The following is a 14,869-nucleotide window of genomic DNA, read 5'->3' as shown; positions in this document are numbered from 1 at the left end:
CAAGGGAGTGAATTCCCGGGAGCATAGATAACTCTGTTACCGGAGTGAGCGAGTGCAGCCAACAAGGAGGCAGCTTGAAAGATGACGGGCATATTCTTATTGATGAAATGCTGGAGGATGGTTGTTAGCCATCCTCCAATACGACTGTACTGTCCTTTCGAGGTTGTTAATAACGTGCCGTAAAATATGTGCTTGGCGGTACAAGTACCACTCTATTTAAGCGGCAAGTAAATATCCGTCAGTAATTCGTGTGTAGCGACTTCATGCACAAAATTAAGGTAATGAAAGTACAGTGGGAAATCGCGCAGTTCTTCGCCGCTGGCAGGTAGCCAGTCGCGATACAAATATCGCGCACTTTCCGATAAAGAATCATGTGAACCATGATGGCGAGCCACGGCACAACGCCCACCGGGTATGGTGCCGTTAGTCACTCCGAACAGATTATCCTCTTGGATTGGCGCGACTATTGTACCGCAAATATCAAAGCGGAAATCTTCTCCTTTTATCGTTGCCGGATCGTGTGGAGCGATACCGTAGGTTTGGCTGCTGGTGACAGGCGACAGTCCTGTGGTTTTGCGCCATTCGATAAAACGTGCAGCGGTTGCATTGACCAATTCGGGTTGACCGTGATGGGGCAATATAGCAACAAGTGTTTCTGGAAAATTAACAATTTTTACATTCATGGTTTGTCTCCTTATATGTTTTTGTTCAGGAATACATTGGTGCCAATTTATCCAAGCCGGTTGTTTTCGGAATTGGCTTGGTGTCAGACCAAATGACTGCTTGAAGGCTCGGCTGAACGATTCTGGGTTTTGAAAACCTGCGTCCAACGCAATATCGATGATTTTTTCTAACGGATTGAATGCCAGACGGTAGGAAGCACGCTTTAATCGCATTAATTGGATATAGCGTCCTACAGGTATACCGCAGTAATTGGCAAACTGCCTGTGAAAGTGATAACGCGAAAAATTCGCTACCTCACTCAGTTGTTCCAATGTGAGCGGCTCATCCAAATGGCGTTCAATATAATGAAATACCTGATTGAATCGTTTGACGTAGGCGTCAGTTTTATCATTGTGCATTGCATCCTCCAATTAGAGAGCACTATGCCTGAACATAAGAGACATTGCCTGACTGATATTGCTGATTTTGGCATTAAGCCGATGCGAGGAACATTATTTTAAATGAAACTCTAATCGTGTAAGGAAGAAAATAATAGCATATAGCAGGGCAATGAATGTAAAGCGCATTAGATAGTAAAAAGAGCATGAAGATTTTAAGCCTCTTGATCTTATTAATGAAAATAACCGAGTTCTTTAAGGGTGGAGAACTCTGGGGGGATATGATCGTTATTGTTGAAGAATAGATAGTGTTTAAATAAAAAATTAGGTTTGAATAATGGTTAGTGTTTATGAAATAGAATATTCGGGGAAAAAAGACTGTTTGTTGTTCTATTGTTGTGATTTAATGGGTTTGATTTGATAGAAGTCGTAAAGATATTGTATCGCCCAGATAATCTGGGTATTCGCTATGGAAAAACATTTCTCGATATTGGAGTGCTTTAATAGGTGTTGTTAGGAATTAGGATCATGTGGGACCAAATCATAGCTATCTGATTCAGCAGTGGATGAGAGCCTTTTTATATCACGGTTATCCATTGGAATTTACAATCAGCATTCTAAGGTTAAGGGCTTGCAGCGCTCTTTTGGACAGGATCATGGAATGGTTATCACATTGTTTGGGGATCGTATGAGTCAAAATTAACGAGTTTAGAGGTTTAACATGGCATTTTCATCAAGACAGAGTTTGCATTATTTAGAGCTCAAAATTAAAGAACTACATGAGATATCATCCAGGCTTAATTTTAGATATCTTTCTGATGCTAGAAGCGGAAGTCGTTTCCTTTTTGAAATAAATGAACTAATCAGAACGGTTAATCATGAGATAGGTACAAATTGCTTGTCTGTTGATGGTGGTATTGCAATCCTGCAAGATGAAATAGATAACCTAAAGAGACAGGAATTTGACCTGTTAATGAATGATAGCCAGATATATATGATTGTTCAAAAAGAAGAAGAGGATGAAAAAACCAATTTAACTTTGAAACGAATTGGTTTTGTTAGCGGTGGTTCTCAGATTTTTGCCGGTCTTGGCGTATGTGTGGCCTCTCTTGGCGCCGCTTGTGCCGGTTTTGGTGTACCTCTACTGATACAGGGAGGAAATAATGTTTATGAGAATGGGTATTACCTGTTATTAAGGAAAGAGGTTTCAGGTCCGGTAAGAGATGTTTATCGTGATGCAGCTAAAACGCTTGGTTATAGTGAAACTGATGGTGATAGAGTTTACGGTTATGTAGATCTGGCGTTGTCTGGGTACGGAATGGCAAGATCTGTTGTGAGGCCCGGAACTTTTCGTTTATTTCGGTATATAAAAACTGATTACATTAGGGGATGGCAGGTGATGGGGAGGATACCTTTGATTGCTGAACTTATTGGTGATATGGTGACAGGTCTCAGTATTTATTCGATTTCTGAAGGTGAGAAACATGAATGATGATGTGACATTATCCTATTACAATGTCTTTTTTGTAATTATTTATTACGTAATGTCTATTTTGGTGCTTATTGTACTGTTTAAGCTGAGTGAATATGTCAGGGGCTATATTAGAGAGGTGATTTTTACTGTTATTATTGTGGTTATTGGTGCTATTCAATATGGTATTTTTGTAAATGGTGGTGTGCTGGTATATATATTCCCACATTATTTTAGCATTGACGATTATGATTCAATTAGATATGGTGCGAATTTTCTTTTATTTTTATATCCTTGTCTTCTTATTATGGATAGACCCTATAGTAAAGAAAAGGAAAGCAGAGATAATGGTGAAAAAGATGAGTGATGATGTGACATTATCCTATTACAATGTCTTTTTTGTAATTATTTATTACGCAATGTCTATTTTGGTGCTTATTGTACTGTTTAAGTTGAGGGAATATGTAAGGGGTCATATTCGAACGGTGCTTTTTACTGTTATCTTTGTGATTGTTAATACTGTACAGCATAACATTGCTGTAAATGGCGGTGTACTGGTATATATATTTCCACATTATTTTAGTATTTATGATTATAGATCAATCCGGTTTGGTGCTTTGTTTTTTGCAATTGCATATTCTTGTCTTCTTACTATGAATAAATCTGATAGTGAAGAAAAAGAAAAAGAAAAAGAAAATAATTGATATTTATTTAATGGATTATAGAGTGAAATTTATTTTGAAGTTTGTTTTGAGGTTTATCTAAATACCTCCCGTTTGGGAGGTGGTATTTTATTGAGAGTTAATATACCGTATCTTCCCATATACTATAACCGCCGGTCCCTGCGATAATATGGTTCCACGTTATACTTTTATATATTAACGATAGCGTTTATTGAGGTTGCTGGTCATTATTTTCTAAAGAGTTAGGATGGAGTACACTGTATTCCAATATTTGAGCTCCGATTAGCTTTAAATTAAAATATAATTCTAATCCTCCATTTAAACTTGTCCGATAATGGTTAATAAAACAATCCATTACTTCATTATTGGAAATTGCAACACCTAACAGAGGTGTTGATTTATCAATGGGTTTTCTAATTATCACCGGTTGATGTTTAACGTTTTTCTTACGTAACATTGAGTGGCTCAAACCGTAAACCAGAATTTCATCTTGATGGTTAACTTGGTATTTATTACCAATCGAGTCAATTGATGAACAACCCGCGGAGATGAGTCCCTGATTTTTCCCTTTTATCGTCAAATAGATTAAGTCAGCCAAAATATATTTACTCCTATGTCATTGGTATGAATGATGTAGATAAGAAAGTAGTTTTGTTTTCAGACTCATCTCTCTTTCTTCTAACTTTCGTCATGCTGCCAAGAAGGTAAAACATAAGTATGCTTGCCTGTTTGGAGAGCATTTTGAAATATCCTAAGTTAGTATCAAAGAGGAGAATGCTAATCAAGGCTCTTTCCATTCCTCAAAAATAGCGAAATTTGATTAAAAGTCAATCTTTTTGGTTGGTTTTAAAGCAATTGTTTGTTGACGATATCGGTGTTATTAACACGACATTCAGTAATGCAGATTTTGACTTTGAGAGATTCTGTTGGGAATTATTGTTGGTTGATTTTATTAATAGACAGGAAGAATGCAGCGTTATTCTTGGAAGATAAAGTTTGTTGTAAGCATTCTGTAAGTCAATAAATTCATTTTGCAAACGGCAATATATAGCTGCTTTATAATGATTCATCAGGACTAATAACTGCACTATAGGCGAGTGTTTAATTAATATGTATGTATATTCAGAGTAAACGGTAACTAAAAAGTGTAGGAGCGGATTGCTCGCTAGACGCTGATAGGTTGTTGTCTACAACCAACAAAATGTTGGTTGTCTCCAAATATAGATCTATACTTAGAGCTGAATTTGGAACTATATATGGCAGTGTAAAGTGGAGGTATTCTATATGTTACAGAAGGTTATGTGTGGTTACACCATACCGATAAGCAAGTTTAAATCCAATCCTAGCGCGGCCTTGGCGGAAGCCCAAGGAGATGCTATTGCTGTCTCATCAAACAATCAGATCCAGTTTTATGCTGTGCCTGCACATATGTATGAAGAGATTATTAATTTTGTTGAGTTTGCTCAACGGGGGACAACTGAGTTAAAAAACATTCCTGCTAATTTTACTGGTGAAGGTTTGGATATGAATCAGATTGCTACTGAGATGGCAACGAAGCTTAAACACGGCTCCACTGGAGATTACGAAGAATGGTCATAAAAAACATACAAATTTCTTCAAAGAAGGGGCAAGGCAAGCCATTAGTGATTTGCGAGTTTGATGAACAAGGAGTGCTTTCAGCTACCGGCAATTTTCACCTTAATGAAAGTGAGATGAAAAAAGTTGCAGATAAAATGGCGGAATTGCTGATCAAGAAAAAGGGAAATTAACGGTGGTAAGAATATTCACATACAGCAATTTGAAAGATGCTTTGGGTGAACAAAAAACCAAAGCCTTGGTTGATGACTTCAAAGCCTACAAAGAAGGAAAAGGTTTGCCCATTACCTTTGGTCGGGATGTTCCCTATAAGTTCACGAATAACCGTTCTTACCTTGAGTTGCAACACTTGCATTACAGAGAAAGTGGTTTTTCACTCAAGCTGGTGCAATTTAGACGAACGAGCGGTTATGTTCTAGTTTACTGTTCTGGGTTCTTTGACCGAAGTACCTATTTGTTAATTGCGATTATTAAGCACTGGAATCACAATGAATCTAATGACATAGTGGGAACTGACAGAGACATTGGATTAATGGACGAGCTTGAAAAGATTGCCGAACGCTTCAGGGAAAAATTTTAATTTTGTTGATCTTCAATCTTTATATGAATTTATTGTTGATTGATTTTACTGATATACCTAATGGACGCAATGTTGTTCTTGGTTGTGAAATATTAAGAGTGATACGAGAACAAAACCCCCAAGCAGAATATTCTGTCCCGGGTAATTTAGTGATTTAAGCGAAGTTGTATTTTCTCGTTATATTGAAGCGTTTTATACCCTATGGATTTCAAGATGGATCGCGACGGCAAGGGAGCGAATCCCCGGCAGCATAGGTAACTATGTTACCGGGGTGAGTGCAGCCAACAAAGAGGCAGCTTGAAAGGTGACGGGTATATTTATTTTATTTCTGGCATCACACCAATAAACGATCTCTTTTTCCTTGGTTCAGACATCAGAGATTCGAGTTGTTCAACACATTTCAGATAATGAGGGGTTTGCTTGTGTATGTTAGCTGCGTTTTCATCAACATAGGCTTCATAAATATAAAAGCGGGTAGGGATATTTTCATCCCGTAATACATCAAAACGTAAATTGCCCGCTTCTTTAATTGATCCCAGATGATTAAGGCGAAAAACTTCAATAAATTCGTCTAATTTGTCTTGCTTAACATTAATTTCAACCAAAGTTACGTGCATCTCGATTCTCCTTATTGTTTTTCACTTAAAAATAACTCGTAAGCTTTGCTGGCACTCTCATTCTGGTGTACGACGGCTTGAACCGCTTTTAACATGGCAACCGGTGCTTCGGATTGGAAAATATTACGTCCCATATCAACACCGGCAGCCCCTTGATCGATTGCCTGGTGACACATCTCCAGAGCCTCTTTTTCTGGTAACTTTTTACCACCGGCAATCACAATAGGAACTGGACATCCGCTGGCAATACGCTCAAAGCCAGTATCGACATAGTAAGTTTTAATGATTTGTGCGCCCATTTCGGCCGCAATGCGCGTCGCCAGAGAAAAATAACGTTGATCCCGAACCATATCTTTGCCAACGCCGGTGACTGCCATTGTTGGCATACCGTAACGCATTCCCTGATCGACTAATTTGATAATGTTCTTAATTGATTGATGCTCATATTCAGAGCCGATATAGACCTGAGCGGCTACTGCACAGACATTCAGGCGTAAAGCATCTTCCATCGCAACCGCGACTGCCTCATTAGACAGCTCCGTCAGAATCGAGTTGGCGCCGGAGGCCCGCAAGACCACGGGTTTGTTGGTTGCGGGTGGAACCTGACTACGCAGAATACCGCGGGTACACATCAAGACATCGGTATGGGGAAACAGCGGAGCGATATTGATATCGATACGTTCAAGCCCGGTTGTTGGCCCCTGAAAATAGCCGTGGTCGAAAGCCAGCATAACCGTTCGATTGGTTTTGGGATTAAAAATGCGTGAAAGTCGCGATTGCATTCCCCAATCCAGTGCGCCGCAGCCTTTCAGTTCAAACAGGCTGTTCTTCTGCGGGATATCAATACCAAAATCTTTACCATCTTTAATATCATCTAAATCTGCCATTTTTCTTCTCCTAACTCACTGACATTGGGCCAGCAACCATGCATGGCAGAGATTGCTGGGCCGTAGTATTAGAAATCGTATTGATTGATATTGTCTTTGGTGAAAATGACCCGTTCAGGCAGAACAACAATACCGTTTCCTTTGGCTTCATAGCGGTAGCCCTGAACGCGGTTTGGTACTACTTCAACAATGCCAATATCGGGAATATCTAGTTTATCGCCGACATTTAAATCACCTTTTTTGAGTAATTCATTGGCGACATAAATTGATATTTTGCCTTGGTTGACCACATCCCAGAGTCCGAATTGCTTGACGGTTCCGCGTTCAACATAAGGACGCATGACATTGGGGGTGCTGAAACCCACGATCGCAACATCTTGTCGTTTCAGATTTTCTGCCGCTTGTGCCGCGGCTGGCAGGGCGTTAGCATCCGGGGCAATAATGGCGTCTAGATCACTCCAGGCTTTTAAGATCCCTTCTGCGGTTTGTAAGGATTTGGTGGCATCGTTATAACCAAATTGGGTGGTAACAATCTCCCAACCGGGATGTTCCGCGGCAATTTTATCTTTGGCCTCTTTTACCCATTGATTCTGGTCAGTTACCGTTGGGCTGGAGTAGAAAAACGCGATCTTGGCTTGCTTTTTTTGCACCTGATTAGCCGCCATATCCACCAGCATTCCGCCCAATTGGGTTGGCGTTCCTTGGTTAATATAGATAGAACGGCATTCCGGCGAAGTGTCTGAATCCCAAGTTAGAATTTTCACACCTCGTTGCATGGCCCGTTTCAACGCGGGGCACAGGCCATCCGGTGAAACCGCAGAGACCACAATAGCGTTATAGCCTTGGTTCACAAAGTTGTTGATAAGCTGAACCTGCCCGGCAACACTGGGTTCTGTTGGTCCATCATAGGTAACATTGACACCCAAGGCTTTCCCGGCGGCTACCGCACCTTGACCGCCACTGGTAAAAAAGCCGACACCGACCAGTTTAGGGATGAAAGCGATTCTTTCGGCGGCGTGTACCCAAGAGGCGCAAGCCAGACTTAATAGGCTAATTAGAGCCAGTTTTTTCAGGATTAATGTTTTCATTACTCTCTCCATTTGTTGGGTTTCAGAGGGGTTGTAATGTCATAAAATTCAATCTGTAGGTTTTATGAAGACAATCTCTGATTTCGCCATCGCTGTATCCAATCACGGATTTGGTGGTGGTGCAGGCTGATGGAACGTCCTACGACTGCAATAATCAACAGGGCGCCAGCGAGGGCGCTGGATACCTGATTGGGAACGCCTGCCATCTGTAATCCCTGTTGTAAATAACCAATTAATAATATAGCCAGCGCGGTGCCGATGATTGAACCTGAACCACCGTAAATATTGGCTCCGCCCAATACTACCGCGGTGATTGCCGGCATCAGAAATGACGCGCCAAGGTCAGAGCGAGCTGATCCAAAATAGGAAACTAATACAATGGCGGCGATAGCAGAAGCTATGCCGGTCAGGGTATAGAGAAGATACAGTGTTCGGGCAATGGGAATTGCCGCGTAACGGGCAACCTTACTGCTTTGCCCAATTAGAAAAATATTGCGTCCACTGTGGGTACGATGCATGAACAGCCAGCAAATAAGGAGGCAGAGTAAAAACAGCACTAATGGCATAGGTAGGCCAAACACAGTCAAATTAGCGAAATCAGTCAATGCTGGTGGAAAGCCGCCAATACCTTCGTAACCGGTTGCGCCGGAGATGCCGGAAAGCAGCAGAGCACTGCCGCCGAACAGATATAGGGTACCGAGTGTGATAACCAATGGATTAATGCCGGTATATAAAATTAGCGCTGCATTGATTATTCCACATATTGCACCGACCAGTAGCGTCAAAGGAATCGCGGCGGCCATTGGAATACCGGCCTGATTCATCACTCCGAGCGATATCGCGCACAAACCAATGGTTGAGCCAAATGAAATATCGATGCCGCCACTCACAATAACCATCGTCAATGGCAAGGCCACAATCCCGATGCAGATAAAATCGCTGGTACTCAGCAACAATATATTGATATCCAGCATGCGCGGGTTTGCTATGCCAAACAGCAGAATTTCAATAATCAGTAATGCGGCTAAAGCGAATTCCCAGCCATAACGTTGACCGATACTCATTATGTCACCTGATTACGTTTGTCATTTTTGAGGAAACGGGAATATTTCTGTTGGCGGATATTTTTTTCGATGGCACAACGAAGGCGTCCATCAAAAATCAATACCGCCAGCAGAACAAATCCGGCAATAAAATCGTTCCACCAGGCAGGGAGTTTTAACAGTACTAATCCGCTGTTTATCTGCGTCAGGAAAAATGCGCCTAAAATAGCGCCGATCACGGTACCGGTGCCGCCAAGCAGACTGATGCCGCCTAGCACACAAGCTGCGATAGCTCTCATTTCTAGCCCACTGCCGGTCTGATTCGGGATAAAACCGATCTGGGAAGCAAAAACAATCCCGGCCAGCGCTGCCATGACGCCATTCACGGAGAAAGCGATAATTTGAATGCTATCTGTACGGACACCCAGTTGACGAGCGCCTTGCAGGTTGTCTCCGGTGGCGTAAAAGCTCCGGCCAAATGGGGTTTTTGCTAGTATCCACGTCATTGCTAATATCAGGATCATTAACAGCCAGCCGATAGGTGAGATATTGAGCCATAAAGGTGTGGAGAGGCGCTTTAGCTCGTCCGGTAAGCCTTCAATCCATTTACCGTCAGTAAGTAATAACATCAGTCCACGGTAAAGCCCCAAGGTGCCGAGAGTGGTAACAATCGCGGGAATTTTCAGCCAGGCGACCAGTGCGCCATTGATGAACCCGGCACACGTGCCGAGTAGAAGAGTCAACAGGCAGGAAACCGGCAGGCCAAAACCGGCATTCAATGACATTCCCATCATGACTGCGCATAAACCGGCAATGGAACCGACAGAGACATCAATATTGCGAGTCAGCATGACCAGTGTTGCCCCTATGGCAAGCAAGATAAGGATCTGCGCACTGCTGAAAACGAGGGTGACAGTTTGTAAGCTAAAATATTGGTGGTCGATGATACTAAGTAAGCCAAATAGACCGAGAATGGCAATCAATGCGGTAATTTCGCGGTTATTCTGGATAAGTTTCAACATGATGCCGCCTGTTGTGATTTATGTTCGCCGAAGGCGATATGCATAATGGTGTCAACATCCATCTGTTGCTTAGTTAATTCGCCACTGATTTCTCCTTGATGCATGACTAATACCCGATCAGCCATGCGCACCACCTCATCCAGATCCGATGAAATAAAAATAATGGCCACTTGCTGTTGGGCGATATGACGAATCAGTTGATAAATATCATTGCGGGCCGCGACATCCACACCACGTGTAGGTTCATCAATAATAAGGACGGCGGGGTGAGCTTCCAGACATTTAGCAATCAGAATTTTTTGTTGATTACCGCCGGATAGCGTTTTAATCGGTTGGTTGATATGGCTGAATTTGATATTCAGAATTTGACAATAGCGTTCAAGTACCGCGTTGTCATAGGCAGGGCGTATCCAGAATGTATTGCGGTTGTGGGTTAGAGAGCAGATATTCCAGCCGAGTGATGAATCCAGAAATAACCCTGATGATTGCCGATCTTCCGGCAAATAAACCAAACCCTGAGCCAGACGTTGAGCGGTTGTTAGCCCATTAACAGCATGTTGTTTTAACTTGATTTCACCGGATATTGCAGGGCGCAGGCCATAAAGTGTTTCAGCCAGTTCTGTACGACCTGCGCCAACAACCCCGGCCAAGCCAAGAATTTCACCCGGTTTCACTGAGAAAGTGATATTACTGAAACCCTCGCCGCTCAGTTTTGTGACTGTCAGTATTGGTTGATCGGGTGCTGTTTGGCACCGGTTATTGCCGAGATCCAGGCTCAATTTTGGGGCGCCATTTAATGGCTGATTTTTCGTGATTGGTGTAATGGCCTGAATAATGTCATCGGTTGTGTAATCGTGGATTTTGCCACTTAAAGCAATACTACCGTCACGCATGACACTGACCTGATCCGCTAATTGGTAAATTTCAGGGATCTTGTGAGAAATAAAAATGATGCCGACCCCTTGCTGTTGTAACTCGCGGAGCTGGGCAAATAGGCGTTCGGTTTCTGCTGGCGTCAGGGAGGCGGTTGGTTCATCAAGGATTAAGATTTTTGAATTACGCATCAGGCCACGCATAATTTCGACCAATTGCTGATCGGCAACATTAAGGCTGCTAGCACTGACATGTAGATCTAGTTGACAGCCAAGTAATGCCAGTAGCTGTTTCATTTTAGACTTATCTACCTGATGCTTTGGCAAACAAAACAGGATGTTTTCCTGTACAGACAAATTCGGAAATAGCAATGGTTCTTGTGGTATCAGATAAATACCGAATTGATGGGCTTTAGTGGGATTAAGATGGCTAACATGATTACCGCTGATCTTGAGAATGCCTTTATCCGGCTGTTCGAGACCGGCAATAATCTTCATCAGTGTTGATTTGCCCGCGCCATTACCCCCTAACAGAGCATGTATCTGCCCTGGAAGCAGAGTAAAATCAATATGTTTCAGTACCATTACGCCGGAAAATTGCTTACTGATGCCACTGACTTCTAATAGCGGTGGTACTGCGGTGTTGTTATGTAACATCGCGGCATCCTCTTACATACAGGTGCGGAGGCAAATAAAATGAACATTTATATATTTGAAAAACAATTGTTCAACATGGTAGCTGTTAAATTATGATATTGGCAATATTTAGATCACACTTTGTGAAAAATTTACATATTAATTGCATTGTGTTCAAATTTTTGCAGTAAGACTCTGGCGTGTTATACGTTTTAATGGTTATCTGTTGAGTGCGGATAAAAGAAAGTGGTTATGTCGATAAAATCAGTGAAAGAAAAATCAGCTAAAGAGAAAAATATATCGTCTGAGGACACCTATCCGGGTAATAGCATGAGTGAAGAAGAGCTGCTTGCGCGTATTGCATGGTTTTACTATCACGATGGCCTGACACAAGGCGACATCGGCGATTTGCTTGGTTTGAGCCGGTTAAAAGTTTCCAGATTACTGGAGAAAGGGCGGCAATCAGGTGTCATTCGGGTACAAATTAACTCTCGTTATGAGGGGTGTCTGGAGCTGGAAGATACCCTGCAAAAACATTTCTCTTTGAAACAGGTGCGCGTTTTACCTGCGCTGGCGAATATGAATCTTAATGCCAGATTGGGGGTTGGCGCGGCACATTTGCTGATGGCATTGATTGAACCCCAGCAATTATTAGCAGTGGGATTTGGTGAAACGACCATGTGCACATTGCAACATTTAAGTGGTTTTATCTCATCGCAACAAATTAGGCTAGTCACATTATCCGGTGGAGTCGGTCCTTATATGACCGGTATTGGTCAACTGGATGCAGCTTGTTCAATCAGTATTATCCCCGCCCCATTACGCGCTTCCACGGCTCAGGTTGCTGAGACATTCCGTCAGGAAAGCAGTGTCCGAGATGTATTGCTAGCGGCTTGCGCGGCTGATATTGCTATCGTTGGCATTGGCGCAGTTAATCAGCAACAGCAGGCGACAATTATGCGTTCTGGTTATATCAGTGGTGGTGAACAGCTAATGTTTGGCCGGAAAGGCGCTGTGGGCGATATTCTTGGCTATTTTATGCGCGCTGATGGTGAATTGGTGGAGGATATGCAGATTCATCAGGAGCTGATTGGCATCTCCATGCCAGAACTGAAAACCATCCCGACAGTGATTGGCGTTGCGGGAGGGGAAGAGAAAGCGGAAGCCATTATTGCTGCGCTGAATGGTCAATATATCAATGGACTGGTGACAGAAGAACAGACTGCCAAAGCAATGTTGAATTTGCTGCGCTGAACCCTGTATTGATTCTATCCGTGAAATAAGCAGAAAAAATTTGAGGTAAAGCTATAAGTTCAAAAAGTAATTAAACTGAGGATAGCATCATGAATCAACGCCGTAGTGCTAATCCATCGGGAAAATATCTGATGGCGCTTGATGCAGGAACAGGGAGTGTTCGTGCAGTGATATTTGATCTTGAAGGGAATCAGATCGCCGCAGGGCAGGCTGAATGGATACATCAGCCTGTGCCTGATGTACCGGGATCAATGGAATTTGATTTAGCGACGAACTGGCAACTTGCATGCCAATGTATTCGCCAGGCGCTAAAAACCGCGGGATTGCCTGCCAGTGCTATTCAGGGGGTGGCATCCTGTTCCATGCGGGAAGGCATTGTGCTTTATAACCGCAATGGTGAGCCGATTTGGGCTTGTGCCAATGTGGATGCGCGTTCCAGCCATGAAGTGAGTGAATTGAAGGCGCTGTATAACAACACTTTTGAGTATGATGTTTATCAGTGTTCAGGGCAAACATTAGCCTTGGGTGCGATGCCTCGTCTGTTATGGTTGGCTCATCATCGCCCGGATATCTATCATCAGGCGACGGCCTTAACCATGATCAGCGACTGGCTGGCAAGTATGCTCAGTGGTGAGTTGGCGGTTGATCCCTCCAATGCCGGTACGACAGGCATGCTGGATCTGGCAAGCCGTGATTGGCGTCCTGATCTCCTTGAGATGGCAGGATTGCGCTCTGATATTCTTTCGCCGGTAAAAGAGACGGGAACCTTGTTAGGTTACGTCACTGAGAAAGCCGCTACTCAATGTGGACTGAACGTTGGCACACCGGTCATTATGGGGGGTGGTGATGTACAGCTCGGCTGCCTTGGTTTAGGTGTTGTCAAGCCAGCTCAGACCGCCGTGATTGGCGGCACATTTTGGCAGCAGGTGGTCAATCTGCCGGAACCGGTCACTGACCCAAATATGAATACACGGATAAATCCTCATGTTATTCCCGGCATGGTTCAGGCGGAGTCCATTAGTTTCTTTACTGGCTTAACCATGCGTTGGTTTAGGGATGCATTTTGCGCAGAAGAAAAGCTGTTGGCGGAGCGTCTTGGTGTTGATACTTATAGCTTACTGGAAGATATGGCGGCCAGAGTCCCGGCAGGCTCTTACGGTATCATGCCAATTTTCTCTGATGTGATGCGATTTAAAGCTTGGTATCACGCCGCGCCTTCCTTTATTAACCTTTCCATTGATCCTGAAAAATGTAATAAAGCGACCCTATTTCGTGCGTTGGAAGAGAACGCAGCGATTGTCTCGGCCTGTAATCTGGATCTGATTTCTGCTTTTTCCGCAGTGAAACCGGATTCACTGGTATTCGCTGGTGGTGGTTCAAAAGGAAAATTATGGAGCCAGATTTTATCTGATGTGACAGGATTGCCGGTTCGGGTGCCGATGGTTAAAGAATCAACTGCTTTGGGGTGTGCCATTGCCGCCGGAGTGGGGGTTGGGCTTTATGATGCAATGGGAACGACAGGGGAAAAACTGGTGCGTTGGCAGCATGAATATCAGCCAAATCCTGAACATTATGAAGTGTATCAAAAGGCTAAACAGGACTGGCAGGCGATATATGCCGATCAATTAACGTTGGTCGATCATGGTTTGACAACTTCATTATGGAAAGCGCCGGGATTATAGCTTGCAATGGATTGATCTACCGTATTGCTAGGTGCGCTTGTGCTGATAGGCGACTGGTGCACCAAGTATTCCCTTAATACCTGAAATTGTGTGATGTCGTGGTAGTGGTTTGTGATAACAGTGAATTTACCAGTATTCATGGTCTGGCTGCTTCAATAATACTGTGATGTGGATCTGGAATTGAAAGGTACCGACTGTATTTCTTAATATGGGAACAAATTCAAAAAGAAGAACTTCCGAAAGTCTTGGAACAAGCATATCTTCTTAATAATCAGGATTTTTCTCATTTGGATATCCTAGAGCAAATGACTTATCTAGGACAGCCTCTATATTTAACTATGACGATCAAGATGCCAATGCCAAATGTTCAGCACGTG

Annotated in this window: 15 protein-coding genes and 1 pseudogene; 8 read left to right on the top strand and 8 right to left on the bottom strand. The window is 43.0% G+C overall.

The genetic code is table 11. The features are described from left to right. Positions 1-212 precede the first annotated feature (212 nt). A complete protein-coding gene (locus tag EAE90_RS06905; protein WP_214052884.1) occupies positions 213-1,082 on the bottom strand; it encodes an AraC family transcriptional regulator in 870 nt (289 codons plus the stop codon). A 700-nt stretch (positions 1,083-1,782) separates the two neighbouring features. Here EAE90_RS06905 and EAE90_RS06900 point away from each other — a divergent pair. From EAE90_RS06900 to EAE90_RS06890, 3 genes are read left to right on the top strand one after another with little or no spacing between them, the layout of a single operon-like run. Next, on the top strand, positions 1,783-2,553 hold the full coding sequence (locus tag EAE90_RS06900) for a DUF4225 domain-containing protein (RefSeq protein ID WP_214052883.1): 771 nt from the start codon (positions 1,783-1,785) through the stop codon (positions 2,551-2,553). After that, positions 2,546-2,899, top strand: coding sequence for a hypothetical protein (locus EAE90_RS06895; RefSeq protein WP_041380192.1), 354 nt, complete (start codon positions 2,546-2,548; stop codon positions 2,897-2,899). The genes EAE90_RS06900 and EAE90_RS06895 overlap by 8 nt, the downstream gene beginning before the upstream one ends. Beyond that, a complete protein-coding gene (locus tag EAE90_RS06890) occupies positions 2,892-3,236 on the top strand; it encodes a hypothetical protein (RefSeq protein WP_214052882.1) in 345 nt (114 codons plus the stop codon). The genes EAE90_RS06895 and EAE90_RS06890 overlap by 8 nt, the downstream gene beginning before the upstream one ends. A gap of 97 nt (positions 3,237-3,333) precedes the next feature. Here the strand turns inward: EAE90_RS06890 and EAE90_RS06885 are convergent. Beyond that, positions 3,334-3,813, bottom strand: a pseudogene (locus tag EAE90_RS06885) (Hcp family type VI secretion system effector). Positions 3,814-4,499: 686 nt separating this feature from the next. Here EAE90_RS06885 and EAE90_RS06880 point away from each other — a divergent pair. The 3 genes from EAE90_RS06880 to EAE90_RS06870 are packed head-to-tail and all read left to right on the top strand — an operon-like array spanning position 4,500 to position 5,391. After that, positions 4,500-4,814 (top strand): hypothetical protein, encoded by a 315-nt coding sequence (locus tag EAE90_RS06880; protein ID WP_011147362.1) that lies wholly within the window; start codon positions 4,500-4,502, stop codon positions 4,812-4,814. Next, positions 4,805-4,984: a hypothetical protein gene (locus EAE90_RS06875; RefSeq protein ID WP_011147361.1), complete on the top strand. Its 180-nt coding sequence runs from the start codon at positions 4,805-4,807 to the stop codon at positions 4,982-4,984. Before EAE90_RS06880 ends, EAE90_RS06875 begins: the two co-directional genes overlap by 10 nt. A 2-nt stretch (positions 4,985-4,986) precedes the next feature. Continuing rightward, entirely contained in the window at positions 4,987-5,391 is a 405-nt protein-coding gene (locus tag EAE90_RS06870; protein ID WP_011147360.1) for a type II toxin-antitoxin system YafO family toxin, read from the top strand. A 317-nt stretch (positions 5,392-5,708) separates the two neighbouring features. Here the strand turns inward: EAE90_RS06870 and lsrG are convergent, their stop codons facing one another. The 6 genes from lsrG to lsrA form a co-directional block, all read right to left on the bottom strand. Next, on the bottom strand, positions 5,709-6,008 hold the full coding sequence (gene lsrG / locus EAE90_RS06865) for a (4S)-4-hydroxy-5-phosphonooxypentane-2,3-dione isomerase (protein ID WP_214052881.1): 300 nt from the start codon (positions 6,006-6,008) through the stop codon (positions 5,709-5,711). Between the two features lie 11 nt (positions 6,009-6,019). Beyond that, positions 6,020-6,895, bottom strand: a complete 876-nt coding sequence (gene lsrF / locus EAE90_RS06860) for a 3-hydroxy-5-phosphonooxypentane-2,4-dione thiolase (RefSeq protein ID WP_214052880.1) — start codon at positions 6,893-6,895, stop codon at positions 6,020-6,022. A 68-nt stretch (positions 6,896-6,963) separates the two neighbouring features. Next, positions 6,964-7,983 carry an autoinducer 2 ABC transporter substrate-binding protein LsrB gene (gene lsrB, locus EAE90_RS06855; RefSeq protein ID WP_214052879.1) on the bottom strand — a complete coding sequence of 340 codons (1,020 nt, stop codon included), beginning with the start codon at positions 7,981-7,983 and terminating at the stop codon, positions 6,964-6,966. Between the two features lie 62 nt (positions 7,984-8,045). Beyond that, positions 8,046-9,047, bottom strand: a complete 1,002-nt coding sequence (gene lsrD, locus EAE90_RS06850; protein WP_214052878.1) for an autoinducer 2 ABC transporter permease LsrD — start codon at positions 9,045-9,047, stop codon at positions 8,046-8,048. Then, complete coding sequence (lsrC, locus tag EAE90_RS06845) at positions 9,047-10,048, bottom strand: autoinducer 2 ABC transporter permease LsrC (protein WP_214052877.1); 1,002 nt, start codon at positions 10,046-10,048, stop codon at positions 9,047-9,049. Before lsrC ends, lsrD begins: the two co-directional genes overlap by 1 nt. Further along, on the bottom strand, positions 10,042-11,577 hold the full coding sequence (gene lsrA, locus EAE90_RS06840) for an autoinducer 2 ABC transporter ATP-binding protein LsrA (protein ID WP_214052876.1): 1,536 nt from the start codon (positions 11,575-11,577) through the stop codon (positions 10,042-10,044). Before lsrA ends, lsrC begins: the two co-directional genes overlap by 7 nt. 231 nt (positions 11,578-11,808) lie before the next feature. On the opposite strand from lsrA, the gene lsrR reads away from it, so the two are divergent. After that, positions 11,809-12,810, top strand: coding sequence for a transcriptional regulator LsrR (gene lsrR / locus EAE90_RS06835; protein ID WP_214052875.1), 1,002 nt, complete (start codon positions 11,809-11,811; stop codon positions 12,808-12,810). An 89-nt stretch (positions 12,811-12,899) separates the two neighbouring features. After that, positions 12,900-14,492 (top strand): autoinducer-2 kinase, encoded by a 1,593-nt coding sequence (lsrK, locus tag EAE90_RS06830; protein WP_214052874.1) that lies wholly within the window; start codon positions 12,900-12,902, stop codon positions 14,490-14,492. Positions 14,493-14,869 lie beyond the last annotated feature (377 nt).

It is taken from the genome of Photorhabdus caribbeanensis (assembly GCF_018448885.1).
Taxonomy (GTDB): domain Bacteria; phylum Pseudomonadota; class Gammaproteobacteria; order Enterobacterales; family Enterobacteriaceae; genus Photorhabdus; species Photorhabdus caribbeanensis.
Note: the sequence above shows the minus strand (reverse complement) of the source record. Positions and strands in the feature narration are given on the sequence as shown.

Excerpts from the sequence above, each read along its gene's own strand:
- lsrD (WP_214052878.1), bottom strand. The coding sequence starts at position 9,047 with ATGAGTATCGGTCAACGTTATGGCTGGGAATTCGCTTTAGCCGCATTA.
- EAE90_RS06880 (WP_011147362.1), top strand. The coding sequence starts at position 4,500 with ATGTTACAGAAGGTTATGTGTGGTTACACCATACCGATAAGCAAGTTT.
- EAE90_RS06890 (WP_214052882.1), top strand. The coding sequence starts at position 2,892 with ATGAGTGATGATGTGACATTATCCTATTACAATGTCTTTTTTGTAATT.
- lsrA (WP_214052876.1), bottom strand. The coding sequence starts at position 11,577 with ATGTTACATAACAACACCGCAGTACCACCGCTATTAGAAGTCAGTGGC.
- lsrR (WP_214052875.1), top strand. The coding sequence starts at position 11,809 with ATGTCGATAAAATCAGTGAAAGAAAAATCAGCTAAAGAGAAAAATATA.
- lsrK (WP_214052874.1), top strand. The coding sequence starts at position 12,900 with ATGAATCAACGCCGTAGTGCTAATCCATCGGGAAAATATCTGATGGCG.
- EAE90_RS06895 (WP_041380192.1), top strand. The coding sequence starts at position 2,546 with ATGAATGATGATGTGACATTATCCTATTACAATGTCTTTTTTGTAATT.
- lsrC (WP_214052877.1), bottom strand. The coding sequence starts at position 10,048 with ATGTTGAAACTTATCCAGAATAACCGCGAAATTACCGCATTGATTGCC.
- EAE90_RS06900 (WP_214052883.1), top strand. The coding sequence starts at position 1,783 with ATGGCATTTTCATCAAGACAGAGTTTGCATTATTTAGAGCTCAAAATT.
- lsrB (WP_214052879.1), bottom strand. The coding sequence starts at position 7,983 with ATGAAAACATTAATCCTGAAAAAACTGGCTCTAATTAGCCTATTAAGT.
- lsrG (WP_214052881.1), bottom strand. The coding sequence starts at position 6,008 with ATGCACGTAACTTTGGTTGAAATTAATGTTAAGCAAGACAAATTAGAC.
- EAE90_RS06905 (WP_214052884.1), bottom strand. The coding sequence starts at position 1,082 with ATGCACAATGATAAAACTGACGCCTACGTCAAACGATTCAATCAGGTA.
- EAE90_RS06875 (WP_011147361.1), top strand. The coding sequence starts at position 4,805 with ATGGTCATAAAAAACATACAAATTTCTTCAAAGAAGGGGCAAGGCAAG.
- lsrF (WP_214052880.1), bottom strand. The coding sequence starts at position 6,895 with ATGGCAGATTTAGATGATATTAAAGATGGTAAAGATTTTGGTATTGAT.